This window comes from Pseudomonas sp. MYb193 (genome assembly GCF_002966775.1).
In the GTDB taxonomy this organism is placed as follows: Bacteria; Pseudomonadota; Gammaproteobacteria; order Pseudomonadales; family Pseudomonadaceae; genus Aquipseudomonas; species Aquipseudomonas paracarnis.
Genome location: NZ_CP023269.1, coordinates 2,486,641 through 2,511,902, shown reverse-complemented (window position 1 = coordinate 2,511,902; position 25,262 = coordinate 2,486,641). Strand labels below are relative to the sequence as shown.

The window sequence follows — 25,262 nt, the reverse complement described above, 5'->3', positions numbered from 1 at the left end:
AGCTAGAGAAGAGTCGGCTGGCAGGCCGTCATTTCAGGCAAGCCAGCTTCCACATTTGGATTGAGGGGCGTCAGGTAGACAAGCGTCGGCTGTCTGGGCCGCGTAGCTGAAACGTTCAACCGAGCACGTCCATACAATTCCCCACCGCCCTGCCCCCCTAACCTCACGGCTTTCGAACCCTCAGAAGCGCTGGAGAACGGGCATGGTTAACACAGCAACCAAGGTATCGCTGGCATTGACGCTGCTGGCAAGTGCGATGATGAGCAACGCGTTTGCCGCCACCCCGAACGTGGCCGTGGCGCCGCAGTACGACACCAGCCATGTGTATGTGGCGCCGGCCGATGTGGACCGTTTTGCGCAGAGTTTCCTCGCCACCTTCGGCGGCAAAAGCACGCCCCAGGTCGTGGTCAACGTGCTGCCGGTGCCGAGCAGCACCACCTCGCAATTGCTCCAGACCCCGGCGGGAACCGTGTCGTTGTTCGGCTTTACCACCCCCGTGCCTCACCCGTTCGGCCAGGAACGCAACGGCTATCTGGTCAAGGACATGGACGTAGCCCTCAAGGCCGCGCGGGACAATGGGGCCGATGTGATCGTCAGCGATTTCCCCGACCCCATCGGCCGTGACGCCGTGGTGCAATGGCCGGGTGGTGTGAACATGCAGCTGTACTGGCACACCAAGACCCCGGATTACACCGCCTTCGAAACCGTGCCGGAAAACCGCGTGTATGTGTCTCACGACAGCGCCGAGCGGTTTATCAAGGCGTTCCTGGGTTTCTCCCACGGCAAGGTAGTGAGCGACGATAAGCACGCCCCTGGGGTTGATGTCGGCCAAGCCGGCGGCCACTACCGCCGCGTCGAGATCGAATCGCCGTTCGGGCGCATGGCGGTGCTGGTCACCAACGGCCAACTGCCCTACCCGTTCGGCCACGACACCACCGGTTATCAGGTCAACGACCTCGCCGCCACCCTGGGCAAGGCCAGCGGGTCTGGCGCCAGAGTGCTGGTGCCGGCATTCGACAGCAAAGGTCGGCGCAGTGCGTTGGTGGAGTTCCCGGGCGGTTATGTCGCAGAAATCCACCAACTCAGCGCGGCAAAATGATTCGTCACGCAGGCTGGAGCCTGGCTGTGCTGTGGCCGTTGCTTGCTGGCAGCGTGCAGGCCGACGACCAGCCGGTACGCCCGGCGATCAAGGCCAACCGCTGGCAGGAAGACTGGTCTGTGCTCAAGGACCCGGCATTGCGCACGCAACCGCTGGACAACCTCAAGTACATCCCACTGTCCGCCGCCAACCCGTTCACCTACTTGTCGTTGGGCGCCACCTTGCGTGAACGCTTCGAGATGAACGACGCCAGCGGGTTCGGCGTGCGGGATGTACCGCGTGACCGCTACCTGATCCAGCGCTTTCAGGTGCACGCCGACTTGCACCTGAACGAGCACTGGCGGCTGTTCACCCAGTTGGAAGATGTGCGGGCCTATGACAAGACCACCATTGGCGGTGCCGACCAGAACCGCGTCGACCTGCGCCTGGCCTTTGCCGAATACGTGAAGACCTTCAACGCTGGCACCTTCAAGGCACGGGCTGGCCGCCAGGATTTCGCTTTCGACTTGCAGCGTTTCATCTCGTCACGGGACGGCCCGAATGTGCGGCAGTCGTTCGATGCGTTGTGGGCGGACTGGGAAACGCCGCAATGGCGCTTTATCGGGATCGCCAGCCAACCGGTGCAGTACCAGGATGGCCGGCATTTCGACGACAAGTCCAACAGCGACGCGCGCTTCCACATGCTACGGGTCGAGCGGCTGGTGGGCGGCACCAATGAGTTGTCGGCCTATTACGGCGTGTACGAGCGCAGTGCCGCCCATTACCTGGACGCCGACGGCGAAGAGACGCGCCAGTTGCTGGACGCCCGCCTCGGTGGCGCAGCCCAGGGGTTCGACTGGGACGTCGAAGCCATGCTGCAACGCGGCTCGGTGGGCAGCAAGACGATTCGCGCCTGGGCCGGTGGCAGCCGCACCGGCTACACCTTTGACACGCTGGCCTGGAAGCCGCGTATCGGCCTGCAACTGGATATCGCTTCCGGTGACCGCCAGGCCGGTGACGGCCGGGTCGGCACCTTCAACCCGCTGTTCCCCAATGGCTATTACTTTTCCCTGGCGGGCTATACCGGCTACAGCAACCTGATCCACGTCAAGCCGTCGATTACCGTCAAGCCCCTCGCCAAGCTCAGCGTGCAAACCGCTGTTGGCCTACTGTGGCGGCAGACCACCGCAGACGCCGTCTACGCCCAGCCCAACCTGGCCGTGGCTGGCACGGCGGGCCAAGGTGAGCGCTGGACCGGCGCCTACGCTCAACTGCGCACCGACTACGCCTTTACGCCCAACCTCAGCGGTGCGGTCGAGGCGGTGCACTACGCGGTCGGCCAGACCCTGCGTGATGCCGGTGGGCACGACAGCAATTACCTGGGCATGGAGCTCAAATTCAGTTGGTGAGACAAGCACATCCATACAAGCCTGGACACAGGTTTACGGCAATAGTGAGGCGGTTTTTACACCGCCCTTTTTCAGCCCTGCAAGGAGTTTCAGATGAGCACATTCGTTGCCAAAGACGGTACCCAGATCTACTTCAAGGACTGGGGCAGCGGTAAGCCCGTGCTGTTCAGCCACGGCTGGCCGCTGGATGCGGACATGTGGGAATACCAGATGGAATACCTGAGCAGCCGTGGCTTTCGCACCATTGCCTTTGACCGTCGTGGTTTTGGCCGCTCGGACCAGCCATGGACCGGTAACGACTACGACACCTTCGCTGACGATATGGCCCAGTTGATCGAACACCTGGACCTGCAGGACGTGACCCTGGTGGGCTTCTCCATGGGTGGCGGTGACGTGGCGCGCTACATCGCCCGCCACGGCAGTGCCCGTGTCGCCGGCCTGGTGTTGTTGGGCGCGGTCACGCCGATCTTCGGCCAGCAAGCCGACTACCCCCAAGGCGTGCCTGGTGAGGTGTTCGATGGCATCAAGGCCGGCCTGTTGAAGGATCGTGCGCAGTTCATCAGCGACTTCAACACGCCGTTCTTCGGTCTCAATAAAGGCCAGCACGTCTCGGAGGGTGTGCTCAGCCAAACCCTGCAGATCGCCATGCTCGCGTCGCTCAAATCCACCGTGGATTGCGTCACCGCGTTTTCGCAAACCGACTTCCGCCCGGACATGGCCAAAATCGACGTGCCGACCCTGGTGATCCATGGCGACGGCGACCAGATCGTGCCGTTCGACACCACCGGCAAAGCCGCGGCGCAGATGATCGAGGGCGCACAACTGAAGGTGTACAAGGATGCGCCGCACGGGTTTGCCGTAACCCACGCTCAACAGCTCAATGAAGACCTGCTTGGGTTCCTGAACCGCTGAACCACTTGAAACATCCTCTCCTTGTTTGGCCGGGAAAGCCCTGAGGGTGAGGGGTTGCTGGAGACCTTGGTATTCACGGCGGGTACGCAAACGCAAAAATAGTAAGCATCCATAAAAAAAGACGTCCAAAGACGTCTTTTTTTTGTGCCTGAAATCCAGTGACGCTTACAAGGCCAGGCGCAGTTCACCCCACCACCACGCCAGCCCCATAAGCCCTTTCATCGAAGCGGAGATCTCACCCACCGCTCTGCCGCTTCTTGCGCCCCTTCAACCGCCTGCTCATAACTCTCCCAATGGTCTCCCTCCACAAAGGCCGGTCGGGCATCCTCGCCTGGCAAGGTCAACCGGGCACCCACAGGAATATCCAGTGCCTGGCCCCAGCTGAAGCCAATCATCACGGTGACACCACTTTTTGTCACATATTCAATAGGATGGTCTCTATCAATACGTTCTGACATACGTCTCTCCTTGATCCGGCGCCACGTTCAGCGCTGGACGTTCGTTAGGTAAAATACCCCGTCAATGACTACTCATGCCGGCCATGTGCATGATCCCGCGAATACCACTGGCCACGATGCCGAGTGCAGCCACACTGGCGAGCCAAATAGCGATCAGCCAAAACACCCGCTTGTACCAAGGGCCTGCCTGATTTTGAGCGTGTGACACTTCAGAGCGTTCCATGGGCCAACTCCATTGTCAGGGCCGTCGCGGCGGCCAGCATGATCAGCGCCGTGCAAAACAGCAGGCTTAACTGCGCCACCTGCTTGTAAAACGGCATCGGTTTTTCAGCGTTAGTGGTAACCATCTCCAATCCTCACTTTTCCGCGGAAAACGTAGTAGCTCCAGCAGGTGTACATCAGGATGATCGGCAGGATAAACAGGGTGCCGATCAGGATGAACAGCTGGCTGGAAGGTGGCGATGCGGCGTCCCACAGGCTGATGGATGGCGGTACGATGTTCGGCCAGATGCTGAACGCCAGGCCGATATAGCCGAGGAAGACCAGCATCAGGGTGAACACGAACGGCCAGTGGGAATGGTGTTGACGCAAGGTCTTCAACAGCCCGACCAGGGCCAGTACGCCGAGCAGCAACAGGCCGCCGAACACCACGATGTGTGCGTGGGTGAACCAGCGCGTGGCGATTTCCGGGTGCAGCCAGGGGGTCCACACGCACAGCACGGCCACCACGGCCATCAGGGCGAAGGCCAGGTAATGGCTGAACAGGCGCATCCGCGACTCCAGCATGCCTTCGGTCTTGACCAGCAACCAGGTGCTGCCCAGCAGGGCGTACGCCACCACCAACCCTACGCCGCAGAACAGCGGGAACGGAGACAACCAGTCCAGGGTGCCGCCGGCAAACTGGCGATTTACCACCGGTATGCCGGCGATGTAGGTGCCGATCACCACACCCTGACAAAAGGTCGCCAGGAACGAGCCGCCGATAAACGCCATGTCCCAGATGTGCCGCTTCTGCGGGCTGGCCTTGAAGCGGAATTCAAACGCCACGCCGCGAAAGATCAGCCCGGCCAGCATGAAGATCAGCGGCAGGTACAACGCTTCCAGGATCACTGAGTACGCCAGCGGAAACGCGCCATACAACGCCGCACCGCCCAGGATCAGCCACGTCTCGTTGCCGTCCCATACCGGCGCCACGGTGTTCATCATCACGTCGCGCTCCTGCTCGTCCGGGATCAACGGAAACAGGATGCCCAACCCCAGGTCGAAGCCGTCCATGATTACGTACATCATCACCCCGAAGGCAATGATCACGCCCCATATCAACGACAGGTCTATACCTTGAATGCCCATGTGCAATCCCCTCGATCAGTTGGTGTGGTCGCCGGACGCGAGCGGCTCGGTAACGGCGGACAAGGGACGGCGTGGCGTACGGTCCTGGCCGGGGCCGCCTTGGGGCGGATGGTCGTGATGGGGCTGCGGCCCCTTGCGTACCAGCTTCATCATGTAGCCAATTCCCACGGCAAACACCGAGAAGTAGATCACCACGAACAACGCCAGGGAGATGCTCAACTGCGTGACGGTATGGTTGGACGCCGCGTCGGCGGTGCGCATCAGCCCGTAGACCACCCATGGCTGGCGCCCGACTTCGGTGGTGATCCAACCGGCGAGCATCGCGATCAGGCCGGTCGGCCCCATGAACAACACCAGGCGCAGGAACAGGCGATTGCGATACAGCGCGCCATTACGGCGCAATGCCAAGCCCAGTATCCCGGTGAGGATCATCAACATCCCCAGCCCGGCCATGATCCGGAAACTGAAGAAAATGATGGTCGAGTTCGGTCGGTCCTCTTTAGGGAAGCTCTTGAGCGCCGGGATCTGTTTGTCCAGGCTGTGGGTCAGGATCAGGCTGCCCAGGTACGGGACCTCGATCGCGTAGCGGGTCTTTTCGGCCTCCATGTCAGGGATACCGAACAACACCAGCGGCGTCGCGCCGTCACCGACGTTTTCCCAATGCCCTTCAATCGCGGCGATTTTTGCCGGTTGGTGCTCCAGAGTGTTGAGGCCATGGGCATCACCAACAACCGCCTGGATCGGCGCCACGATCAGCGCCATCCACAACGCCATCGAGAGCATCTTGCGCACTGCCGGGGTATCGTTTTTACGCAGCAAGTGCCAGGCCGCCGATGAGCCGACGAAGAACGCCGTGGCAACAAACGCAGCGATTGCCATGTGCGTCAGGCGGAACGGGAACGACGGGTTGAAGACGATGGCGAACCAGTCCAGCGGCATCACCCGGCCATCGACGATGGAAAAGCCCTGGGGAGTTTGCATCCAGCTGTTGGAGGCCAGGATCCAGAACGTCGAGATCAACGTACCGATGGCGACCATTACCGTGGCAAAGAAGTGCAACCCACGCCCAACTCGGTTCCAGCCAAACAGCATCACCCCCAAAAAGCCCGCTTCCAGGAAGAATGCCGTCAGCACTTCATAGGTGAGCAAGGGCCCGGTGATACTCCCGGCGAAGTCCGAGAACCGGCTCCAGTTAGTGCCGAATTCATACGCCATGACCAGGCCCGAAACCACGCCCATGCCGAAGTTGACGGCGAAGATTTTCGACCAGAAGTGATACAGGTCCTTGTAGACCGGATTGTCGGTTTTCAGCCACAAGCCTTCCAGCACAGCCAGGAAACTGGCCAGGCCGATGGTGATGGCGGGAAAGATGATGTGAAACGAGACCGTGAACGCGAACTGAATTCGCGCCAGGTCGAGCGCCTCGAGATTTAGCATGACGGTACCCTCATAGTGTCCAGTGATCAGCAAAACCCAGGGCGACCTGCCGGCCGCCCCGCCCGGCTCAAGCGCCGAGTGACTGAATCAGGTTGCTGGCCGGCGCAGGTTCAAGGCGAATAGCGATGAACTTCGACGTGGGAGTGAAGGTGCGGTCGCCATAGCTTTCCAGGGGCACCAGAGGGTTGGTTTCCGGGTAATAGGCGGCAGCCTGGCCAGGCGGAATGTCGTAGGCGATCAACGTAAAGCCGCTGACCCGACGCTCGCGCCCGTCGCCCCACAACGACACCATGTCGACCCTCTGCCCAGGCTCGTAACCCAGCTTGCGAATGTCCTGCTCATTGACGAACACCACGTCGCGCATGCCATAAACGCCGCGATAGCGGTCATCGAGCCCGTACAACGTGGTGTTGTACTGGTCGTGGGAACGCATGGTCTGCAGGATCAGGTCCGGCTTGACGTCAAGGTTGCGCACGCCTTCGCTGACCAGGTGGGCGGGCAGCTCACTCGGGGCAAACTGCGCTTTACCGCTGTCGGTTTGCCAGATGCGGTGCGCGGCGTTGTTGCGCAGGTGGAAGCCGCCCGGGTGCAGCAGTTTTGTGTTGAAGTCCTCGAAGCCGGGAATGGTGTCGGCGATCAAATCACGGATGCGGCCGTAGTCGGCCACCGTCCACAGCCAGTCAATGGGGTGCTTGCCCAGGGTCGCATTGGCGATCCCGGCGATGATGGCCGGTTCAGAGCGCATCAAGGGCGACTTGGGTTTCAGTTGGCCGTGGGAGATGTGCACCATGCTGAAGGTGTCTTCCACGGTCACGCCTTGCGGGCCTTCGGCCTGAATGTCGATATCGGTACGGCCCAGGCACGGCAGGATCAAGGCTTCGCGGCCGGTCACCAGGTGGCTGCGGTTGAGCTTGGTGGCGATGTGCACGGTCAGGTCGCACTTGCGCAATGCCGCATGGGTGCGCGGGGTGTCCGGCGTCGCTTGGGCAAAGTTGCCACCCAGGCCGATGAAGACTTTGGCGAGCCCCTGTTCCATGGCGGCAATCGCCATCACGGTGTTGTGACCATGGCGGCGCGGTACCTTGAAGTCAAAGCGCGCTTCCAGCGCATCGATCAGCTCCGGTGGCGCTAGCTCGTTGATGCCCATGGTGCGGTCGCCCTGCACGTTACTGTGCCCGCGCACCGGCGACAGCCCTGCGCCTGGCCGGCCGATATTGCCGCGCAATAGTTGCACGTTGATGATTTCCTGCACGGTCACCACCGAGTGCACGTGCTGGGTCACGCCCATCGCCCAGCACATGATCACCCGGTTGGCGCGGCGGTACATGCGCGCAGCCAGCTCTATATCGGCCAGGTTGAGGCCCGATTGTTCGACGATATGCTCCCACGAGGTGGCGTCCACCTGTGCCAGGTACTGTTCGAGACCCCAGGTGTGTTCGGCAATGAATGCGCGGTCGAACACCGCCTCTCCATTGTTTTCCAGGGCATCACGCTCCCACTCCAGCAGAAACTTGGCGATGCCTCGAAAGGCCGCCATGTCGCCGCCCAGCGCCGGACGGAAGTACGCCGACGAGGTGGGTTCGGAACCGTTGGTGAGCATCTCCAGCGGATGCTGCGGGTGTTGGAAACGTTCCAGCCCACGCTCCTTGAGTGGGTTGAAACAGATCACCTGGGCGCCGCGCTTCACCGCCTCGCGCAGTGGCTCAAGCATGCGTGGGTGGTTGGTGCCGGGGTTCTGGCCGATAACGAAAATCGCGTCGGCCTCCTCCAGGTCATCGAAAGTCACTGTACCTTTGCCTACGCCAACGCTGTCGTCCATGCCCAGGCCACTGGCTTCGTGGCACATGTTCGAACAATCGGGAAAGTTATTGGTACCGTAGGCGCGAACGAACAGCTGATACAAATAAGCCGCTTCGTTACTGGCGCGGCCCGAGGTATAGAACTCGGCCTGGTCCGGCGATTCCAGCTCGTTGAGGTGCTTGGCAATCAGGGCAAAGGCGTCGTCCCAACTGGTTTCGACATAACGATCCAGCGACGCGTCGTAGCGCATCGGATGGGTCAGACGCCCCTGGTATTCGAGCCAATAGTCACTTTGCGCCGCCAGCGACGACACCGTGTATTTATTGAAGAACGCCGGGTTGACCAGGCGCCCGGTGGCTTCCCAGTTCACCGCCTTGGCGCCGTTCTCGCAGAACTTGACCATGCCGCCTTCCGGCGATTCGCCCCATGCACAACCCGGGCAGTCAAAACCGCCATTCTGGTTGGTCTTGAGCATCGCGCGGATGTTCTTGAACGCGTTTTCACTGCCCAGCCAGCTTTGCGTCACCGCAATCAGCGCGCCCCAACCTGCGGCCGCCCCCTTGTACGGTTTATAACGTTCAACTTCGCTCATGGTAATTCTCCAAGACTTCACACGTAGGCGCGGGCCTAACTAAAGCCCTTATTGATGATTATTTTTCAGGCACTGCAAAACGCAAATCGGTTTAAAGCCCACTAAACCGGGTTCACGTCGACCGGTTTTAAGGGTCCAACATCGAGTTACGCATTTAGCCTATGCCGTGCATAAACAGCCTGTCTAATCACAAATAATGACCACTTCATCGACATGCTCTATTACGATAAATTGTTTTAAAAATCAAAAAGATAAAATAATAAAAGTCGAGTAAAACCCCCAATCAAAAGCCCATAGATTTCGTCGATCACTCGGTTGCTAATAGTGATTAGACGCGGCATTAAAACAACTCTAGCCTTGCTTTAAATAACGCGCTTACCTACATCGAGCGTCCAAACACCGTAGTTACACGCTCAGCGTCGCTGCCGAGGTTTTAATGACCGATCAAGTCTTGATGGATAGTTTTTCTCGCCGGGTCGACTACCTCAGGATGTCGGTGACCGACCGCTGCGATTTCCGCTGTGTGTATTGCATGGCCGAAGACATGGAATTCCTGCCACGTCAGAAAATCCTGACGCTGGAAGAGCTGTATCAACTGGCGCAGAGTTTTGTCGCACTGGGCACGCGCAAAATCCGCCTGACAGGCGGTGAACCCTTGATTCGTCCGGGCGTGGTCGAGCTGTGCAAGCGCATCGCGACGCTGCCCGGCCTGCGCGAGTTGTGCATGACCACCAACGGCTCGCAACTGGGCAAGCTGGCCGCGCCGCTGTTCGATGCCGGGCTCAAGCGCCTCAACATCAGCCTCGACAGCCTTGACCCCAAGCGCTTTCGTGAACTGACGCGCACCGGTGACCTGGCCAAGGTCATCGCCGGTATCGATGCGGCGAATGCGGCGGGCTTCCAACGCACCAAGCTCAACTGCGTGGTGATGAAGGGCCGCAACGACCACGAAATCAACGACCTCGTGGCGTTCGCCATTGACCGCGGCCTGGATATTTCCTTCATTGAAGAAATGCCCCTGGGGGTCATCAGCGAACACAGCCGTGCCGAGGCGTTCTATTCCAGCGCGCAGGTGCGCGAGCGTATCGCCGAGCGCTACACCCTGATCGACTCGGCAGAATCGACCCAGGGGCCTTCGCGTTACTGGCGCCTGGCCGAGGCGCCGCATATTCGCCTGGGCTTTATTTCACCCCACAGCCACAACTTCTGCGGCACCTGCAACCGCGTGCGCCTGACGGTTGAAGGCCGGTTGTTGCTGTGCCTGGGTAACGAGCATTCGGTCGACCTCAAGGAGGTGCTGCGGCGCTACCCGGGTGAACCAAAACGCCTGGAGAGTGCCATCGTTGAGTCGATGAAACTCAAGCCGTATCGGCACAACTTCGAGCTCAATGATGACGTGCAGGTTGTCCGCTTCATGAACATGACCGGTGGTTAACCCATCCGGTTTTATCCCTTCGCATTAAGGCCATTGCCCATGATCGTCAGAGCCAAACCCAACCTGATCGGTGTATTGACTTCGCTCAAGGGCTCCGTGGCCCGGCGTATCGCACTGCGCAGCCTGCTGGTGACACTGCTGGCCTCGGTGATTGTGCTGGTGGAGACGCTTCACCCGGCGTACTTCTCCAAGGTCAACGCCACGCCGTTCACGCTACTGGGCTTGTCACTTTCAATCTTCATGAGTTTTCGCAACAACGCCTGCTATGACCGCTGGTACGAAGGGCGCAAAGCCCTCGGCGCCATGGTGATGGATGTGCGCGTCATGATTCGCGAAACCCAAGTGATCAAGGATGCGCGCCAACGCAAAGAGATCCTGCGCAACCTGTGCGGGTTCGCCCACGCACTGAACGCCAGGCTGCGCAATGAAAATGAGTCCATCGCGGCAGCGCCCTGGCTCGACAAGCTGCCGTCGGCCAGCACCCCGAATCTCCCGGAAAGCATTATCGGCCGCGTGACCCAGCAGTGTTCGGCGCTGGCCGAGTCGGGGGGCTTCAGTGAATGGCGCTACCAACTGATGGCCAGGCACTTAAGCAACCTGACCCGTACGCAGACGATTTGCGAGCGCATCAAAAGTACGCCGCTGCCCTTCCCGTACACCCTCTTGTTGCACCGCACCAGCTACATGTTCTGCATCTTGCTGCCCTTCGCCATGGCCGAACCCCTGGGTTGGCTGACGCCGGTCTTCACCGCCATCGTGAGCTACACGTTTTTTGGGCTGGACGCGATTGGCGATGAGCTGGAAGACCCCTTCGGCTACGACGAAAACGACCTGCCAACCAATGCCATCGTGCGCACGATTGAACGCGAAGTGCTGCACGCCAACGGCGCGACACAACTGCCGCCCGTGCTCCAACCCATTGATTGTGTACTGAACTGACCCGAGGCCCCCATGAACGAACGCTCCCACACACTGACCCATCTGGACGCCGCAGGCCGGGCCAGCATGGTCGACGTCACGGACAAATCAGCAACCACCCGTGAGGCCCAGGCCCAGGCCTGGGTGCGCATGCAGCCGTCCACGCTGCAACTGATCCAGGCTAACGGGCACCCCAAGGGCGACGTGTTTGCGGTGGCCCGTATCGCCGGGATCATGGCGGCGAAGAAAACCCATGAACTGATCCCGCTCTGCCACCCGCTGATGCTCAGTTCGATTCACCTTGAACTGCGTGCTGTCGAGCCCGACAGCGTGCAGATCATCAGCACATGCCGGCTCAACGGCCAGACCGGCGTCGAGCTCGAAGCCCTGACCGCCGCCAGCGTAGCGGCCTTGACGATCTATGACATGTGCAAAGCGGTGGACCGCGGGATGATCATCGACCGGATCCAGTTGCTCAAAAAACAGGGTGGCAAGTCGGGCACCTTTGTCGCGGGTGACGCGCAATGATCCTGGTCAATTACTTTGCGCGCTATCGGGAACAGCTGGGCATCGGCGGCGAAAAAATCGCCCTGGACGGGTCGCTGCGCACCATTGCCGACCTCAGGCAGCACCTGTGCGCCCGAGGTGAAACCTGGCAGCAAGTGCTCGGTGAGACCAGCCTCATGTGCGCATTGAACCAGGAGCTGTGCACACCCGAAGCGCCGATAGAAGATTTCGATGAAATCGCCTTCTTCCCCCAAGTGACCGGAGGTTGATCAATGCCTGTTCAGGTTCAGACCGAGCTGTTTGATCTGGGTGAGCTGACCCGCAGCCTGCACGCCGAAGAACCGGGCGTCGGCGCCATAGCCACCTTTGTCGGCTATGTGCGCGATCTCAATCAGGGGGATCAGGTCAGCGAATTGTTCCTTGAACATTACCCGGGAATGACCGAACGCTCGCTGCAGCAGATCATCGATAGAGCCCATCAACGCTGGCCCCTGCAACGGGCGAGCATCGTCCACCGCGTGGGGGCATTGAAGGTCGGTGAACCCATCGTGTTCGTCGGTGTTGCCAGCGAACATCGCCAGGAAGCCTTCGATGCCTGCAATTTTTTGATGGACTACCTGAAGACTCACGCACCTTTCTGGAAGCGTGAACACACCCAGGCTGGTGAACGCTGGGTCGAGGGAAGGGAAAGTGACCAGTTGGCGGCCCAGCGCTGGCGCGCATAAAGCCTTTCGTTAATTGCCAAATACCCTGTGGGAGCTGGCTTGCCTGCGATGGCGGTTTTATCACTTACAGATTAGTTGACTGACCCACCGCCATCGCAGGCAAGCCAGCTCCCACACTTGGATCGCGGCGCACCCACTCGATACCTGCTAACTTAGCCTTAAAACAACTCGCTGAACGGAATGAACCGCGCCATGTCACCGACCCGCAGTGTGCAGCCCTCGGGGATTTCAAGCAGGCCGTCCGCCCACGAAGCTCCCAGCAGCACGCCCGAGCTCTGGTTCGGATACAGAATCGCCCGGCCCTCCTCCAGCTTGGCCCGCAGGTATTCGCGACGGCTGCCTGCTTTCGGCCAGTCAAACCCGACGTTAACCGGGAAGCTCAGGGGCGTGACGTCATCAACACCCTGGATACGCAACAGGTAAGCCCGTGCCAGCAGGCCGAACGTCACCAGCGCCGAGGCCGGATTGCCTGGCAAGCCGATGACAGGCACGTTACCGTAGTAGCCCACGGTCAAGGGCTTTCCCGGTTTGATCGCGAGTTTCCAGAATAACGGCTTACCGCTATCGCGCAGCACCTGGCCAAGGCAGTCGGCGTCTCCGGCTGACACCCCACCGGTGGTCAGGATCAAGTCGGCGACAGGTTGCAACTGTTCCAGCTTGAGCCGCGTGTGCTGCGGCTGGTCGGGAAGAATACCGCCATCGATGACGTCACAACCCAATGCACTCAGCCAATGGCTAAGCAAAATGCGATTGCTATTGTAGATACAGCCGGGCTTCAGCGTCGTACCCGGCTCAGCCAGTTCGTCCCCCGTGGACAGCAATGCCACCCGTGGGCGGAGTACCACCGATACATGGGTACAGCCTTGCGCGGCCGCGATGGCCAGCGCGAAAGGCCCGAGTCGCTTGCCGGCAGCAAGCAACACCTGCCCGGCACGGTTTTCCTGGCCTTGCGGACGGATATTCTGGCCCGCGCCAAGCGCCTGCTTGAAACGTATCCGTCCGTCCTCCAGTTGCTCGGCGTTCTCTTGCATCTCGACGCAATTGGCCCCAACGGGTACCGGTGCGCCGGTGAAGATTCGAGCGCAGGTGCCCGGCAGCAATGCCTCAGGTGAATGCCCGGCGAAAATCTGTTGCGACACGGTCAGCGGCTGGCCTTTCCAGTCGTCGACGTTCAAGGCGTATCCGTCCATGGCACTGTTCGGCCACGGCGGCAGATCCAGGGTCGCGATCAAGTCATTGGCCAGTACCCGTTGCCGTGCGTCGCTCAATGCTATCGACTCACTGCCTTGCAGGCGTCGCGCCTGCGCCATGGCCAACAGTGAAGCGATAGCCTCCTCCACTGACATGAGCTGTGACGGGCTCATCCCCGGGACTCGCACAAGGCCACCGATTTGAGGTGCGGCACAAAATTGCACGGCCTGTGGCGCGCATCCAACTGCTCGGCGAGGATACCCTCCCACGCCGTGCGGCAAGCGCCCGTCGAGCCCGGCAGGCAGCACACCAGCGTACCGTTGGCCAAACCGGCCAAGGCACGACTCTGTACCGTGGAGGTACCGATATCGAGGATGGATATCGCACGAAACAACTCACCAAAACCGTCAATCTGCTTGTCCAGCAAACAGTGGACCGCTTCAGGCGTACTGTCGCGCCCGGTGAAGCCTGTGCCCCCGGTAATCAGTACCACCTGAATCTGCTCGTCGGCGATCCAGGTCGCGACCTGCGCGCGGATTTTATACAGGTCATCCTTTAGCAGGTTGCGCTCGCTCAAACGGTGACCCGCCTCCAGCAGCCGGCTGACCAGCAGTTGCCCGGAGGTATCGTTGGCATATTCACGGGTATCACCGACGGTCAACACGGCCATATTCAGCGGAACAAACAATGCATCCGACTTCACGCTCATGTCACTCTCCTACAAGCCATTATTGAAACGATCACCAGAGGCTAAAGCGCCCATACAGCCACTGTCTAATCGTTACAGTTGACCGAATTATCGAGCGCTTCTATCACTGATATTTCCGGACGCCATTCACCGGTGATTGAGTGAGTCGATCAACCCTTCAATAGTCATGATTGGACGTACAGGTGCAAGAATGAGATCGTCTGCCTATCTCAATTCGCGGTATTCCTGCCATGCCAGCACGCTGCTCTCCTGAAGCTGCATCCAGCCCCTGTTCGATACTCCTGCTGGCGGGCGGACGCGGGGCACGTATGGGCGGGCGGGACAAAGGATTACTGGTGTGGAAAGATAAGCCGCTGATTGCCCATGTACAGGCCATCGTACGTCCGTTCACCGACGACTTGATCATTTCCTGCAACCGCAATGCAGCGCGTTATCGCGCGTATGCCGATCAATTGGTCGAAGACTCACAAAAGGATTTCCCGGGCCCCTTGGCCGGTGTTTTGGCCGGAGTTTCCGTTGCGCACCATCCCTGGCTGCTGGTGCTTGCTTGTGATGCTCCGAATATTGATGCCGCACTGATCAAAGCAATGCTCGAGGCGCGCCCCACGACCGGCGCCGCGCTAATGATCCAGCAGGCCGGGCAATGGCAGCCCATGTTCAGCCTGATCCCAACGGCGTTGTTGCCGCAGTTGAACCAGGCCTGGGATGAAGGCGAGCGCAGCCTGCTGCGCGCGCTGCTCAAGCATGAGCTGGTGGCATTGACCTGCGTAAGCGACGACCTGCGCCTGAGCAATTTCAATACCCCTGAATGGCTGGTTGGAAATCATTAGCGTGCACCGAAAAAGTCGACGGCACATTGATTAAAAGGGCAGAAACAGAATCGCTAAAATAATCCGTGGGTTCTGGCCACCAGCGTTAATAATTACCCCTCATTTATTCCGCAACAGGTGCCTTAGTGGATATCAAGCAGCTTAAATTCCTCATCGCGCTGGAGCAGACCCGGCACTTCGGCCAGGCGGCTGCGCGTTGCCACATCACCCAGCCGACCTTATCGATGCGTTTGCGTAATCTGGAGGATGAGCTGGGCCTGGAATTGGTTACCCGGGGCCAGCGTTTCGAAGGCTTTACACAGGCCGGTGAACGCGTGCTCGCCTGGGCCAGGACCTTGCTCGCCGCCCATGACGGGTTGTTCGCCGAAGCTGCAGCCTGTCGCGGCCAACTGGTCGGTAATTTGCGTCTGGGTCTGGTGCCGCTCAGCGGCTTCAATCCGATCAGCTACATTCAGGGCCTATCCCATACCTTCCCGGAACTCAAGTTCAACCTCACCTCGATGAGTTCGGACAAGATCATCGAAGCGCTGGGCACTAACCAACTGGACCTGGGGGTGTGTTACCTGGACCACGTAAACGCCAATTACCTAGAGTTTTTCGAACTGGGCGAAACCCGCGTCGGCCTGCTGTACGACACGCGCCACTTCCATTTCGAAGGTACCGAAATGAGCTGGGAAGACGCCGCCGAACTGCCCCTAGGCATGATCAGCAATGGCATGCACTATCGAAAGTCCATTGACCTGAGCTTTCGCAGCCGCGGCCTCGACCCTCAACCCATACTCGAGAGCGATTCGACGTATCAGCTGTTCCAGGCGATCCACAACGGTTTTTGCTGCGCGATTATGCCCCTGGACAGCGGCCTGGAAAGCCCGATCGAAAACCTGGCCTTTATCAACCTCCCGGACGCCAGCGTACTCGCGCCGCTGGGCATGGTGATGCGCAAAACCGAACCCCGCTCGGCCATCGCCGAAAAGTGTTTTGCGCAAGCCCAGAAATTGTTTGCGGCTAAGAGTACGGTCTAGCGTACGGGAGGGATGTTGATGGAGAGAGCAATGACTGCATTGCTACGCGAACCAGGCCTCATCGTGCTGAACTGCTTGCCCCGCCACACGGTCCCAACTCATACGCTCATCGCTACAGGAATTTTTCCATGACGCTTCCCCAAGAAATGACCCTGATCGAAATCACCACCCCTGGCGGGCCCGAGGTCTTGCAGCCGCGCAGCGCCGACGTGCCGGTGGCCGGGCCAGGCGAGATTCTGATTCGCGTGCACGCCGCCGGGGTCAACCGCCCAGACGCCTTGCAGCGCGCGGGCAAATACCCGATGAAGCCCGGCATGAGCCCGATTCCGGGGTTGGAAGTGGCCGGTGAAGTGGTGGCGCTGGGCACTGGCGTGAACGAATACAGCGTGGGCGACAAGGTTTGCGCCCTGACCAATGGCGGCGGCTATGCGCAGTATTGCGCGGTGCCGGCTACCCAGGCGCTACCGATCCCAGCGGGCATGGACTGGATTCAGGCCGCTGCCGTGCCGGAAACGTTCTTTACGGTCTGGGCCAACCTGTTCGGTCTCGGCGGTGCCCGCAAAGGCCAGCGCGCCTTGATCCACGGCGGCACCAGCGGCATCGGCACCACCGCGTTGATGCTTTGCCAGGAATTCGGCATCCAGGCATTCGCCACGGCGGGCAGTGCCGACAAATGCGCGGCGATTGCCAAGCTCGGTGCCGAGCCGATCAACTACCGCGAACAGGCATTTGCCGAGGTCGTCGCCAAACAGACAGATGGCAAAGGCGTCAACGTGATCCTCGACATCATGGGCGCCTCGTACCTGAACAATAACCTCAAGGCCCTGGGCATGGACGGCCACCTGGTGATCCTCGGCTTCCTCGGTGGTGGCAAGGCCAACGACGTCGACCTGCTGACCATCCTCGGCAAACGCGCGGTGATCACCGGCTCGCTGCTGCGGGCCCGCACGCGGGAAGAAAAGGCCGAGATTGCCGAGCAACTGCGCGAACATGTGTGGCCGGTACTCAGTGCCGGGCGCTGCCTGCCGATTATCGACCAGGTCTACGCCTACACCGACGCCGCCCAGGCCCATGCGCGGATGGAAGGTGGGGACCATATCGGCAAGATTGTGTTGCGGGTGGAGTGAGGCATTTTTGATGTAGAGAGGGGTCGCCTGGATGCCAGTCCGTCAAGCGCAGATCCCTGTGGGAGCGGGCTTGCCCGCGAAGGCAGTGGGCCAGTCAACATACATGTTTGCTGGGCCGACGTCTTCGCGAGCAAGCCCGCTCCCACATTTGATTTTCATTGGTTTGAGCATCGCGTGTCACTGGTGTACGGCATACACCGGATAGTCCACATACCCCGCCTGTGTCCCGCCATACAAGCCTTCGGTCTTCAACGCATTCAACGGCCAGCCATTGAACAGCCGCTGGGCCAAGTCCGGGTTGGCAATGAAGGGCCGTCCAAAGGCGATCAGGTCCGCCAACCCGGCCTCTACCAGCCGTGCGCCGCGCTCGGCGGTGTAGCGCCCGGCGTAGATGATCCTGCCGCTGAAGGTGGCGCGCACGGCCTGGCGAAATGTGTCGGGCAGGTCGGGGGCGTTGTCCCAGTCGGCCTCGGCAATGGACACATAGGCGAGGCCCGACGCTTCCAGCACTTTGATCGCTTCGATATAGGTAAGGTGCGGGTCTTCTTCCACCAGGCCGATGTAGACCCGGTCCTGATCGGTGCCACTGAACAGCGGCGAAAAGCGCACGCCCAGGCGTTCCGGCCCCACCACCTTGCACACCGCTTCGACAATCTCGCGCAGCAAGCGCAGGCGATTGTCCAGCGAGCCGCCGTACTCATCCTCACGGAGGTTGGAATGGGCCGAGATGAACTGGTTGACCAGGTAGCCGTTGGCCGCGTGAATTTCCACGCCGTCGAACCCGGCGTCCAGGGCATTGCGCGCAGCCTGGGCGTAGTGCCCTACCAGCTCTTCGATTTCCAGTGTGGTCAAGGCACGGGGGACGGGTGGCTGCACCAGTTCACCCCTACCCGGCCCGGTTTCAATGAAGGCTTTGGCTTGCAACGCCGGCAGCGCAGACGGGCCCACCGGGGCTCCACCGTCAGGTTGCAGCGGTGATGGGACACCCGCCCCACGTGCCATAGCTGGGCGAAGATCACACCGCCCTCGGCATGCACCGCTGCGGTGACTTTGCGCCAACCTTCGATTTGCGCCGGTGTATGAAGGCCCGGCGTCCACGCGTAGCCCTGGCCCCGGGGTTCGATCTGCGTACCCTCGCTAACCATGAACCCGGCACTGGCCCGCTGACGGTAGTACTCGGCCATCAGGTCGGTGGCGATATTACCCGGCTGGGCGCTGCGCTGGCGGGTCAGCGGCGGCAGTACGACACGGTTGTTCAAGCGGTGATGCCCCAGCTTGATCGGGGTGTTCAAGATGCATTCAGGCACGGCGATATTCCAAATTCAGGACGAACGAAAACCGTGGCGACTCCTGGGAGTCGCCACCGCGTAGAGCGGTTGATTAATTTAAGCGCAGAGTGTCAGCAGGGCCTTGGCCACTTCGCTGGAGCTGCCTGGGTTTTGCCCAGTTACCAGCAAACCGTCGACAATGACGAAGGATTGCCAGTCGGCGCCCTTCTCATACAGGCCGCCCAATTTACGAAACTCATCTTCAATCAGGAACGGCACGACCTCGGTCAACTGCACAGCGGCCTCTTCCGAGTTGGAGAACCCGGTGACGCGGCGGCCCTTGATCAACGGCTCACCGTTAACTGCCTTGACGTGACGCAAGGCACCCGGTGCATGGCACACAAAGCCAATGGGCTTGCCGGCCCGCTCGAAGGCTTCGATCAGCGCGATGGACACCGGCGACTCCGCCAGGTCCCACAGCGGACCGTGGCCGCCTGGGTAGAACACGGTGTCGAAGTCGGCGGCATTGACCGAGTCCAGCTTCACGGTGGTCGCCAGGGCTTGCTGCGCAGCCGGGTCTTTGCCGAAGCGCTCGGTCTGCTCGGTTTGCGCATCCGGTTCATCGCTCTTGGGGTCCAACGGCGGCTGGCCGCCGGCCGGAGAAGCCAACACCACTTCGGCGCCAGCGTCCTTGAACGCGTAATAAGGTGCGGCGAATTCTTCGAGCCAGAAGCCGGTCTTGCGCCCGGTATCGCCAAGCTGGTCGTGAGAGGTCAGTACCATTAATACTTTCATTTTCCAGTGCCTCGATCGATGTGAATAACAGGGTTTTCAGGGCTGCCCAACAACTGTTGGGTCAGCAGCAGCGCCTCGGCGAACGGCGCGGTGGTACGGGTGATCTTGCCCATGACGCTGGTTCCCAACCATAGCGCATACAAACGCCTGGCCAGGCTTTCGGGGGCCTGCTCGAACCTGAGCGAGCCGTCTTCGACGCCGCGTTGCAGGGCCACGGCAAGCAAGTCGATGGTGCGCGAAGTACCGCGTTGCAGCGCCAGCCGCATGGGTTCTGACAGATCGGAGACCTCCGCCCCAAGCTTCACGGCCAGGCATTTGCCGGCGTCGGTGCAGCCGGTGTGGTTGTCGATCCAGCCCTGCCAATAGCGCATCAGCCTGGCGTGGTGGGTCAATCCCGGCTGATCGAACAGCTGCTGCATGCCCTCGACGTAGTGGTCGAAATAGGTATCGAGTAACACCACGCCAAAGGCATCTTTGGAGTTGAAGTAGTGATAAAACGAGCCCTTGGGCACTTGCGCCGCTTGAAGGATCTCGTTCAAGCCCACCGCCGAAAACCCCTTGGCCCCGACAATGGATTGCGCCCGTTCAAGAATCGCTTGCCGCGCACTGCTGCTTGCGTTGCTCATGCTTGCCCCTCTGCGATTAGACCAGTCGTCTAGTGCGTTGGGCTCATGTTAGGCAGCGCGGCATTGGCTCACAATGTCATATCCGCAAGGATTCCGGACACGCACGAAAGTCGGTTGCCGTTTGCCGGGCACACGCCGACAATCGCTTCTCCCCCGCCCCTTGGAGAGATGCAATGCACAGCGTTGCGCTGATGGTTTACCCGAATTTCCAGTCGTTGAGCCTCAGCCTGGGCTCGGTGTTCGAGTGCGCCAACCTGCTGCGCGGCGAGCCGGCCTATGAGTTTCACCTAGTGTCGGAAAGCGGCGGCGCCGTGATGACCTCCCAGGGCTTTTCGGTGAACACCAGCGCGCTGCGCCCAGAGGGCTATGACACCTTGATTGTCAGCGGCTACCTGGAGTTTCGCCTGCCGGAAGCCAACCTGCTGGAACTGGTCAAGGCCGCGTCCGCGCAGTCGCGCCGGGTGGCGTCGTTATGCATGGGCATCTTTGTGCTGGCCGAGGCTGGCCTGCTGGCTGGCAAGCGCACCACCACCCACTGGATCCACGCCCCCGCGTTTCGCAAGCGTTACCCGGATATCCGCCTGGAAGAGGACAAGTTGTTCATTGTCGACGGCCAGGTGTGGACCGGTGCGGGCATGAGCGCCGGGGTCGACCTGGCGCTGGCGATGGTGGAGGACGACCTGGGCAGCGACCTGGCCCGTCGCATCGCACGCAAACTGGTGATTGCCCAGCGCCGTGGCAGCGAGCAGTCGCAACTGTCGGCCTTGCTGGAACTGGACCCCAAGTCCGACCGCGTGCAGCTGGCCCTGGCCTATGCCCGCGAAAACCTCACCCATGATTTGTCGGTGGACGCCCTGGCCGACGTTGCCCGGCTCAGCCCACGCCAGTTCAGCCGGGTGTTTCGCGAAGAAACCGGGCAGACCCCGGCCAAGGCCATTGAGGCCCTGCGCGTGGAGGCTGCGCGGGCAATGATGGAAACCAGCCGCCACCCGGTGGAAGTGGTGGCACGCGAAACCGGGTTTGGTGATCGCGAGCGCATGCGCCAGGCGTTCCTCAGGGCCTTCGGGCAGCCGCCCCAGGCGATGCAGCAGGTGCTGTTCAACCCGGGCTAGGCCCGTGACGGCCTGACAGCCGACTCCTATCTACCTGAAGTGCCATGATCCAAATGTGGGAGCTGGCTTGCCTGCGATGGCGGCCTACCAGCCGACACTTACCTACCTGACACCCCGCGATCACACTGTGGGAGCGGGCTTGCTCGCGAAGGCGGCCTGGCAGTCGACACAGTTGGATTGTGTACATATCTATTGCTGCGGTAACGGCCACTTAGGGTTCCGCCCTGACGGCGGCTCACTTTTGAAAAGCGCAAAAGTAAGCAAAACGCTCTTGCCCCACCACTCGGCACCTCGCTTAGGCTCGGTGTGCCCGTAATCCGCCAGTGATTTGGGGGGCCGCCGCCACGCGCCATCCATGGCGCGGGGCGGCTAAACCGGCATCCCTGCCGGTTTACCCCCCAAATCCCTGTCGAATTCCGGCCAGCGTGGTTTGACGGGGCGCTTAAGATCAAGATCAAAAGCAGATCAAGAGCAAGATCAAGATCAAGAGCGGCTCGCTTCGCATCGTGGTTACGGGGTTGATCGCCACAGCCTTGTTCAGATATCTATGCTCATCGAGAGAAAGCCCCAACCCCTCAATGCAACGAAGCCCGGGTAATCAGGTAGCTCACCAACTGCGGCTCATCGTCCAGTTCAATGCTCTGCACCGGACGCGGCAAGTTATCCAGTACGGTGCGCCAGAACGCCTGGGACACCTCGTCCTGATCATAGAAACGCACCAACCAATTGGCCGCGCCGCTGCACAGCACCTGGCTGGCGATGGCGCGGCCGATGCCTTTGCGGCGGTAGCGCTTGAGGATGAACAGGTCAGCCAGTTCCAACGCGTCGATGCCCGGCAGTTCGCTGCTTTCGATCAACAGGAAACCGGCGATATAGCCGTCTACCAGCAACAGGTTGGCGCTCCATTGCGGGTCGCTCCAATAGCGGGCCAGGTGTTCGTCATGGATGTAGTAACGCCCATCGGTCTCGACATCTTCTTGTTCCCAATCCGAAGACTCATAGGCGTAGTACTGGTAAAGATTACGGATCAGTTCAGCTTCTTCGGGGCCGGTCTGGATCAATTCGACGGTGGTTTCGGGCATGGGGCTCTCGGTGGAAAAACGCAGGGCGCCATTGTTCACAAAAGTGCTGCCCACGCCAATGGCTTGGCGAATCCTTTCTATTAGCTGAACCGATTGCAAATAGCGGTTGCCCTGGCCGAAATTCTGAAACATTTAGAATAAACTTCGCCGGTTTTCCCCTATTGCTCAAGGACACGTATTTTGACCAACGTCTGTACCGCCGGCCTGGATGTGGGCTTTGCCTCCCTGGATTACCTGCAAATCTTCATCCTTGGGGTGATCCAGGGCATTACTGAATTGCTGCCGGTGTCGTCCACCGCCCACATGCGAGTGGTGCCTGCCCTGCTCGGCTGGCAAGACCCCGGCTCGGCGTTTTCCGCGGCCATGCAATTGGCGGCGCTGGCGGCGGTAGTCAGCTATTTCTGGCGCGATGTGCGTCAGGTCACCACCGGCAGCATCAGTGCGGTGCGCCGGGGTGACTACAACGACCGCTGGTTCAAGCTCGCCGTGGCGATTGTGCTGGCAACCGTACCGATTGGCATTGCCGGCCTGGCGTTGTCGTCGACCTTGAATGCGTGCAACTCACCCTTGCGCGGGCTGATGGTGATCGGCATTTCCTGCGTGGTAATGGCGGTATTGCTGGCCCTGGCTGAAGTGCGCGCCCGCCATACCCGCGACGTAAGCCAGATGCGCTTGCGCGATGCGCTGATCGTGGGGGTCGCGCAGATCGGCGCGTTGATTCCCGGCGTATCGCGTTCGGGCTCCACGTTGACCGCGGCGCTGTTCCTGAACTTCAAACGCGAAGAAGCGGCGCGGTTTTCCTTCCTGTTGGGCTTGCCGGCCATCGCCCTGGCCGGCTTGAAAGAGTTGTGGGTGCTGCTGCGCGCCGACCTGCCCGCCCACGCCTGGCCGCACTTAATCTTTGGCCTGGTGGTGGCCAGCGTCTCGGCGTTTTTTGCCATCTGGGGCCTGATGAAATTTCTGGAGCGTTTCTCCACCTGGCCGTTCGTGATCTACCGTGCGCTGCTGGGGATCTTCCTGATTGTGGCGGTCAGCACCGGATTGTTGAGTTAAGCCGCCGGTTCGCGGTCGGCCAGCGCTTCGAGCAAGTCGGCCGAGGGCACGAAGAACAGGCCGCCGGTCACGGCCGTGCTGAAGTCGAGCAAGCGGTCGTAGTTGCCCACCGGACGACCGACAAACATGTTTTCCAGCATCTGTTCCAGAGGCTGAGGCGAGCGTGCGTAGCCGATGAAATAAGTGCCGAATTCGCCCGCGCCTGGGCGGCCGAAGGGCATGTTGTCGCGCAGGATCTTCACTTCTTCACCGTCCTGGTCAGTGATCACTGTCAGGGCGCTGTGGGAGTTGCTCGGCTTGGCGTCTTCGTCCAGTTCGATGTCCGATAATTTGGTGCGCCCGATCACCTTCTCTTGAGCCTCCACCGTCAAGCCATTCCACGCGGTCATGTTGTGCAGGTATTTCTGCACCAGCACATAGCTGCCGCCTTCGAACTCAGGGTCTTCATCGCCCACCAGGGTGAAGGCCTCGGCCTTGCGCCCCACCGGGTTCTCGGTGCCGTCGACGAAACCGATAATGCTGCGCATATCGAAGTAGCGAAAGCCCTGGACCTCGTCGACCACCTTCACGCTATCACCCAGGGCCGCCATCAGTTGGGTCGCCAGCTCGAAACACAGGTCCATCTGCTCGGCACGGATGTGCAGCAGGATGTCACCTGGGGTCGACACCGCCTTGCGCCCTTGCACACCGAACTCGCGAAACGGATGCAAGGCCGCCGGGCGCGGCGCGCCGAACAGGCGGTCCCAGGCATCCGAGCCAAACCCGCAAACGCAAGTCAGGTTGCCCGAGGGCACGCGCTTGCCTACCGAGCGCACCAGGCCTGCGATGTCGGCGCACCAGGCCCGCACGTTTTCAACCGCATCGGGCGCCAGGGTGGCGACCATGAAGATCGCGCTGCTGGTGATCGGGTGGCACACCGATTGCGGTTCGAGCGGAGGACGGACGGGGCAGGTTTTCATGGGCGTTCCACAGGCTGAGGGCGGTTTGAACCTGCGCAGATTAGCAGATCATCGATGGCAACTGGCCCACACCTGGCGAATCAGGGCTTTGAGCTTGAGCGCCTCGGCCCAGCGATCGGTGAGTTCGCGCCCCTGTGCGTCGCTAATCGCATAGGGTGGCGGGCCCAACTCGCAAGTGAAGGACAAGCTCTGCGGGGTGTCAGCGCGGCCCAGCCAGTGTTCGATCCCATAGCGCCACCAGCCGGTAAATCGCTCGACCCACGGTTGGTGCTGGGGAAAATCCAGACCAACCTGCACCTGTTCGCTGCTGGCGATGCGGCCATGAAAGCCCCAGCTGTGACGCAGGATGGTGCGTATCTGTTCGTCGTCTTCCACACTGCCGGGCTCGGGCAACTCGCGGCCAACCACGTAGTGGGACAGGTCTGCGAGCAGTTTCAGATCGGGCATCTGTGCCAGCAGGTCGAGGGTGAACAATAGGTCGTTGGTGAGCCGGTAACGGTGGGTTTCCAGCAGGATCGGGAAGTCCACCTGTTCGGCCAGGCGTTGCCAGCCGTCGATCAGCCTGGCCGCCTCGGCCTGGGTACGCGGGCGCACGTCGGCTTGCAAGGTGAGGTGGTGACAGCCGTAACGGCTGATCACCTCCAATGCCCTGGCCAGATCATCCACCGATTGCGGGAACAGTTGCCCTTCAATCTGCAAGCCCCTGGCCGTGGCCGCCGCGTGCAGACGCTGCACCGATGCAGGTGCCCAGTAATGGTCGGTGATGCCGTCATAACCGGCGGCGGCGATGCGGTCCAGTTGCGCTTCGAGGCTGCCGGGCTCGGTTTGCATGGCCCACATCGATTGGAATACTAACAACTGGCGCAT

At 60.7% G+C, this 25,262-nt stretch carries 26 protein-coding genes and 1 pseudogene; 13 read left to right on the top strand and 14 right to left on the bottom strand.

Features of this window, described 5'->3' with window-relative positions; translation table 11 throughout:
• Positions 1-202: 202 nt before the first annotated feature.
• From CLM72_RS11765 to CLM72_RS11755, 3 genes are all read left to right on the top strand, one after another.
• Positions 203-1,099, top strand: a complete 897-nt coding sequence (locus CLM72_RS11765; protein ID WP_105226555.1) for a VOC family protein — start codon at positions 203-205, stop codon at positions 1,097-1,099.
• Positions 1,096-2,487, top strand: a complete 1,392-nt coding sequence (locus CLM72_RS11760; RefSeq protein ID WP_105226554.1) for an alginate export family protein — start codon at positions 1,096-1,098, stop codon at positions 2,485-2,487. The genes CLM72_RS11765 and CLM72_RS11760 overlap by 4 nt, the downstream gene beginning before the upstream one ends.
• 93 nt (positions 2,488-2,580) lie before the next feature.
• Positions 2,581-3,399 carry an alpha/beta fold hydrolase gene (locus tag CLM72_RS11755; protein ID WP_105226553.1) on the top strand — a complete coding sequence of 273 codons (819 nt, stop codon included), beginning with the start codon at positions 2,581-2,583 and terminating at the stop codon, positions 3,397-3,399.
• A 218-nt stretch (positions 3,400-3,617) separates the two neighbouring features.
• On the opposite strand, the gene CLM72_RS11750 is transcribed toward CLM72_RS11755, so the two are convergent.
• The 6 genes from CLM72_RS11750 to CLM72_RS11730 form a co-directional block, all read right to left on the bottom strand.
• The gene (locus tag CLM72_RS11750) at positions 3,618-3,857 is read right to left on the bottom strand and encodes a hypothetical protein (protein ID WP_105226552.1); all 240 of its coding nucleotides are present in this window, start codon (positions 3,855-3,857) and stop codon (positions 3,618-3,620) included.
• Between the two features lie 61 nt (positions 3,858-3,918).
• Complete coding sequence (locus CLM72_RS11745) at positions 3,919-4,080, bottom strand: DUF2474 domain-containing protein (protein ID WP_105226551.1); 162 nt, start codon at positions 4,078-4,080, stop codon at positions 3,919-3,921.
• On the bottom strand, positions 4,067-4,204 hold the full coding sequence (locus CLM72_RS28950) for a hypothetical protein (RefSeq protein WP_168220173.1): 138 nt from the start codon (positions 4,202-4,204) through the stop codon (positions 4,067-4,069). Before CLM72_RS28950 ends, CLM72_RS11745 begins: the two co-directional genes overlap by 14 nt.
• Positions 4,191-5,207, bottom strand: a complete 1,017-nt coding sequence (cydB, locus tag CLM72_RS11740; RefSeq protein WP_105226550.1) for a cytochrome d ubiquinol oxidase subunit II — start codon at positions 5,205-5,207, stop codon at positions 4,191-4,193. The genes CLM72_RS28950 and cydB overlap by 14 nt, the downstream gene beginning before the upstream one ends.
• A gap of 15 nt (positions 5,208-5,222) precedes the next feature.
• Positions 5,223-6,644 carry a cytochrome ubiquinol oxidase subunit I gene (locus CLM72_RS11735; protein ID WP_105226549.1) on the bottom strand — a complete coding sequence of 474 codons (1,422 nt, stop codon included), beginning with the start codon at positions 6,642-6,644 and terminating at the stop codon, positions 5,223-5,225.
• Between the two features lie 67 nt (positions 6,645-6,711).
• Positions 6,712-9,036, bottom strand: coding sequence for an FdhF/YdeP family oxidoreductase (locus CLM72_RS11730; RefSeq protein WP_105226548.1), 2,325 nt, complete (start codon positions 9,034-9,036; stop codon positions 6,712-6,714).
• Between the two features lie 436 nt (positions 9,037-9,472).
• On the opposite strand from CLM72_RS11730, the gene moaA reads away from it, so the two are divergent.
• Genes moaA through moaE form a run of 5 tightly spaced genes read left to right on the top strand, consistent with a single transcriptional unit; the run spans position 9,473 to position 12,621 of the window.
• Entirely contained in the window at positions 9,473-10,471 is a 999-nt protein-coding gene (gene moaA / locus CLM72_RS11725) for a GTP 3',8-cyclase MoaA (RefSeq protein WP_072435727.1), read from the top strand.
• Positions 10,472-10,510: 39 nt separating this feature from the next.
• A complete protein-coding gene (locus tag CLM72_RS11720) occupies positions 10,511-11,410 on the top strand; it encodes a bestrophin family protein (protein WP_105226547.1) in 900 nt (299 codons plus the stop codon).
• A gap of 12 nt (positions 11,411-11,422) precedes the next feature.
• Positions 11,423-11,917 carry a cyclic pyranopterin monophosphate synthase MoaC gene (gene moaC / locus CLM72_RS11715; RefSeq protein ID WP_105226546.1) on the top strand — a complete coding sequence of 165 codons (495 nt, stop codon included), beginning with the start codon at positions 11,423-11,425 and terminating at the stop codon, positions 11,915-11,917.
• Positions 11,914-12,165, top strand: a complete 252-nt coding sequence (gene moaD, locus CLM72_RS11710; protein WP_105226545.1) for a molybdopterin converting factor subunit 1 — start codon at positions 11,914-11,916, stop codon at positions 12,163-12,165. The genes moaC and moaD overlap by 4 nt, the downstream gene beginning before the upstream one ends.
• A 3-nt stretch (positions 12,166-12,168) precedes the next feature.
• Positions 12,169-12,621: a molybdopterin synthase catalytic subunit MoaE gene (moaE, locus tag CLM72_RS11705; RefSeq protein WP_105226544.1), complete on the top strand. Its 453-nt coding sequence runs from the start codon at positions 12,169-12,171 to the stop codon at positions 12,619-12,621.
• 158 nt (positions 12,622-12,779) lie between these two features.
• On the opposite strand, the gene glp is transcribed toward moaE, so the two are convergent.
• Both glp and moaB read right to left on the bottom strand, forming a co-directional pair.
• The gene (gene glp, locus CLM72_RS11700; protein WP_105226543.1) at positions 12,780-13,985 is read right to left on the bottom strand and encodes a gephyrin-like molybdotransferase Glp; all 1,206 of its coding nucleotides are present in this window, start codon (positions 13,983-13,985) and stop codon (positions 12,780-12,782) included.
• Positions 13,982-14,521, bottom strand: a complete 540-nt coding sequence (gene moaB / locus CLM72_RS11695; protein WP_105226542.1) for a molybdenum cofactor biosynthesis protein B — start codon at positions 14,519-14,521, stop codon at positions 13,982-13,984. Before moaB ends, glp begins: the two co-directional genes overlap by 4 nt.
• Positions 14,522-14,751: 230 nt before the next feature.
• On the opposite strand from moaB, the gene mobA reads away from it, so the two are divergent.
• From mobA to CLM72_RS11680, 3 genes are all read left to right on the top strand, one after another.
• Complete coding sequence (mobA, locus tag CLM72_RS11690; protein ID WP_105226541.1) at positions 14,752-15,351, top strand: molybdenum cofactor guanylyltransferase MobA; 600 nt, start codon at positions 14,752-14,754, stop codon at positions 15,349-15,351.
• A 125-nt stretch (positions 15,352-15,476) separates the two neighbouring features.
• Positions 15,477-16,373: a LysR family transcriptional regulator gene (locus tag CLM72_RS11685; RefSeq protein WP_105226540.1), complete on the top strand. Its 897-nt coding sequence runs from the start codon at positions 15,477-15,479 to the stop codon at positions 16,371-16,373.
• A gap of 128 nt (positions 16,374-16,501) precedes the next feature.
• Positions 16,502-17,500 (top strand): NAD(P)H-quinone oxidoreductase, encoded by a 999-nt coding sequence (locus CLM72_RS11680; protein ID WP_105226539.1) that lies wholly within the window; start codon positions 16,502-16,504, stop codon positions 17,498-17,500.
• 177 nt (positions 17,501-17,677) lie between these two features.
• Here CLM72_RS11680 and CLM72_RS11670 read toward each other — a convergent pair.
• The 3 genes and pseudogenes from CLM72_RS11670 to CLM72_RS11660 form a co-directional block, all read right to left on the bottom strand.
• Positions 17,678-18,807: pseudogene (locus tag CLM72_RS11670) on the bottom strand (alkene reductase).
• A gap of 78 nt (positions 18,808-18,885) precedes the next feature.
• Entirely contained in the window at positions 18,886-19,563 is a 678-nt protein-coding gene (locus CLM72_RS11665) for a type 1 glutamine amidotransferase domain-containing protein (protein WP_105226538.1), read from the bottom strand.
• Positions 19,560-20,189: a TetR/AcrR family transcriptional regulator gene (locus CLM72_RS11660; RefSeq protein ID WP_105226537.1), complete on the bottom strand. Its 630-nt coding sequence runs from the start codon at positions 20,187-20,189 to the stop codon at positions 19,560-19,562. Before CLM72_RS11660 ends, CLM72_RS11665 begins: the two co-directional genes overlap by 4 nt.
• Before the next feature lie 173 nt (positions 20,190-20,362).
• On the opposite strand from CLM72_RS11660, the gene CLM72_RS11655 reads away from it, so the two are divergent.
• A complete protein-coding gene (locus tag CLM72_RS11655; RefSeq protein WP_034127293.1) occupies positions 20,363-21,301 on the top strand; it encodes a GlxA family transcriptional regulator in 939 nt (312 codons plus the stop codon).
• Positions 21,302-21,876: 575 nt separating this feature from the next.
• Here the strand turns inward: CLM72_RS11655 and CLM72_RS11650 are convergent.
• Positions 21,877-22,515: a GNAT family N-acetyltransferase gene (locus CLM72_RS11650; RefSeq protein ID WP_105226536.1), complete on the bottom strand. Its 639-nt coding sequence runs from the start codon at positions 22,513-22,515 to the stop codon at positions 21,877-21,879.
• 48 nt (positions 22,516-22,563) lie between these two features.
• Between CLM72_RS11650 and CLM72_RS11645 the strand changes: the two genes are divergently transcribed.
• Positions 22,564-23,436: an undecaprenyl-diphosphate phosphatase gene (locus CLM72_RS11645; RefSeq protein WP_089042668.1), complete on the top strand. Its 873-nt coding sequence runs from the start codon at positions 22,564-22,566 to the stop codon at positions 23,434-23,436.
• Here the strand turns inward: CLM72_RS11645 and CLM72_RS11640 are convergent.
• Entirely contained in the window at positions 23,433-24,395 is a 963-nt protein-coding gene (locus CLM72_RS11640; RefSeq protein ID WP_105226535.1) for a Dyp-type peroxidase, read from the bottom strand. The genes CLM72_RS11645 and CLM72_RS11640 overlap by 4 nt on opposite strands.
• 48 nt (positions 24,396-24,443) lie before the next feature.
• Complete coding sequence (locus CLM72_RS11635) at positions 24,444-25,262, bottom strand: sugar phosphate isomerase/epimerase (protein ID WP_105226534.1); 819 nt, start codon at positions 25,260-25,262, stop codon at positions 24,444-24,446.

What these genes read in the sequence shown, in the direction of transcription:
- CLM72_RS11650 (WP_105226536.1), bottom strand. Translation starts at nt 22,515, where the DNA reads ATGTTTCAGAATTTCGGCCAGGGCAACCGCTATTTGCAATCGGTTCAG.
- CLM72_RS11655 (WP_034127293.1), top strand. Translation starts at nt 20,363, where the DNA reads ATGCACAGCGTTGCGCTGATGGTTTACCCGAATTTCCAGTCGTTGAGC.
- CLM72_RS11640 (WP_105226535.1), bottom strand. Translation starts at nt 24,395, where the DNA reads ATGAAAACCTGCCCCGTCCGTCCTCCGCTCGAACCGCAATCGGTGTGC.
- CLM72_RS28950 (WP_168220173.1), bottom strand. Translation starts at nt 4,204, where the DNA reads ATGGTTACCACTAACGCTGAAAAACCGATGCCGTTTTACAAGCAGGTG.
- CLM72_RS11745 (WP_105226551.1), bottom strand. Translation starts at nt 4,080, where the DNA reads ATGGAACGCTCTGAAGTGTCACACGCTCAAAATCAGGCAGGCCCTTGG.
- CLM72_RS11760 (WP_105226554.1), top strand. Translation starts at nt 1,096, where the DNA reads ATGATTCGTCACGCAGGCTGGAGCCTGGCTGTGCTGTGGCCGTTGCTT.
- mobA (WP_105226541.1), top strand. Translation starts at nt 14,752, where the DNA reads ATGCCAGCACGCTGCTCTCCTGAAGCTGCATCCAGCCCCTGTTCGATA.
- glp (WP_105226543.1), bottom strand. Translation starts at nt 13,985, where the DNA reads ATGAGCCCGTCACAGCTCATGTCAGTGGAGGAGGCTATCGCTTCACTG.
- moaC (WP_105226546.1), top strand. Translation starts at nt 11,423, where the DNA reads ATGAACGAACGCTCCCACACACTGACCCATCTGGACGCCGCAGGCCGG.
- CLM72_RS11755 (WP_105226553.1), top strand. Translation starts at nt 2,581, where the DNA reads ATGAGCACATTCGTTGCCAAAGACGGTACCCAGATCTACTTCAAGGAC.
- CLM72_RS11635 (WP_105226534.1), bottom strand. Translation starts at nt 25,262, where the DNA reads ATGCGCCAGTTGTTAGTATTCCAATCGATGTGGGCCATGCAAACCGAG.
- CLM72_RS11730 (WP_105226548.1), bottom strand. Translation starts at nt 9,036, where the DNA reads ATGAGCGAAGTTGAACGTTATAAACCGTACAAGGGGGCGGCCGCAGGT.
- moaE (WP_105226544.1), top strand. Translation starts at nt 12,169, where the DNA reads ATGCCTGTTCAGGTTCAGACCGAGCTGTTTGATCTGGGTGAGCTGACC.
- CLM72_RS11750 (WP_105226552.1), bottom strand. Translation starts at nt 3,857, where the DNA reads ATGTCAGAACGTATTGATAGAGACCATCCTATTGAATATGTGACAAAA.
- CLM72_RS11735 (WP_105226549.1), bottom strand. Translation starts at nt 6,644, where the DNA reads ATGCTAAATCTCGAGGCGCTCGACCTGGCGCGAATTCAGTTCGCGTTC.
- moaB (WP_105226542.1), bottom strand. Translation starts at nt 14,521, where the DNA reads ATGAGCGTGAAGTCGGATGCATTGTTTGTTCCGCTGAATATGGCCGTG.
- CLM72_RS11665 (WP_105226538.1), bottom strand. Translation starts at nt 19,563, where the DNA reads ATGAAAGTATTAATGGTACTGACCTCTCACGACCAGCTTGGCGATACC.
- moaA (WP_072435727.1), top strand. Translation starts at nt 9,473, where the DNA reads ATGACCGATCAAGTCTTGATGGATAGTTTTTCTCGCCGGGTCGACTAC.
- CLM72_RS11720 (WP_105226547.1), top strand. Translation starts at nt 10,511, where the DNA reads ATGATCGTCAGAGCCAAACCCAACCTGATCGGTGTATTGACTTCGCTC.
- cydB (WP_105226550.1), bottom strand. Translation starts at nt 5,207, where the DNA reads ATGGGCATTCAAGGTATAGACCTGTCGTTGATATGGGGCGTGATCATT.
- CLM72_RS11765 (WP_105226555.1), top strand. Translation starts at nt 203, where the DNA reads ATGGTTAACACAGCAACCAAGGTATCGCTGGCATTGACGCTGCTGGCA.
- CLM72_RS11680 (WP_105226539.1), top strand. Translation starts at nt 16,502, where the DNA reads ATGACGCTTCCCCAAGAAATGACCCTGATCGAAATCACCACCCCTGGC.
- CLM72_RS11660 (WP_105226537.1), bottom strand. Translation starts at nt 20,189, where the DNA reads ATGAGCAACGCAAGCAGCAGTGCGCGGCAAGCGATTCTTGAACGGGCG.
- moaD (WP_105226545.1), top strand. Translation starts at nt 11,914, where the DNA reads ATGATCCTGGTCAATTACTTTGCGCGCTATCGGGAACAGCTGGGCATC.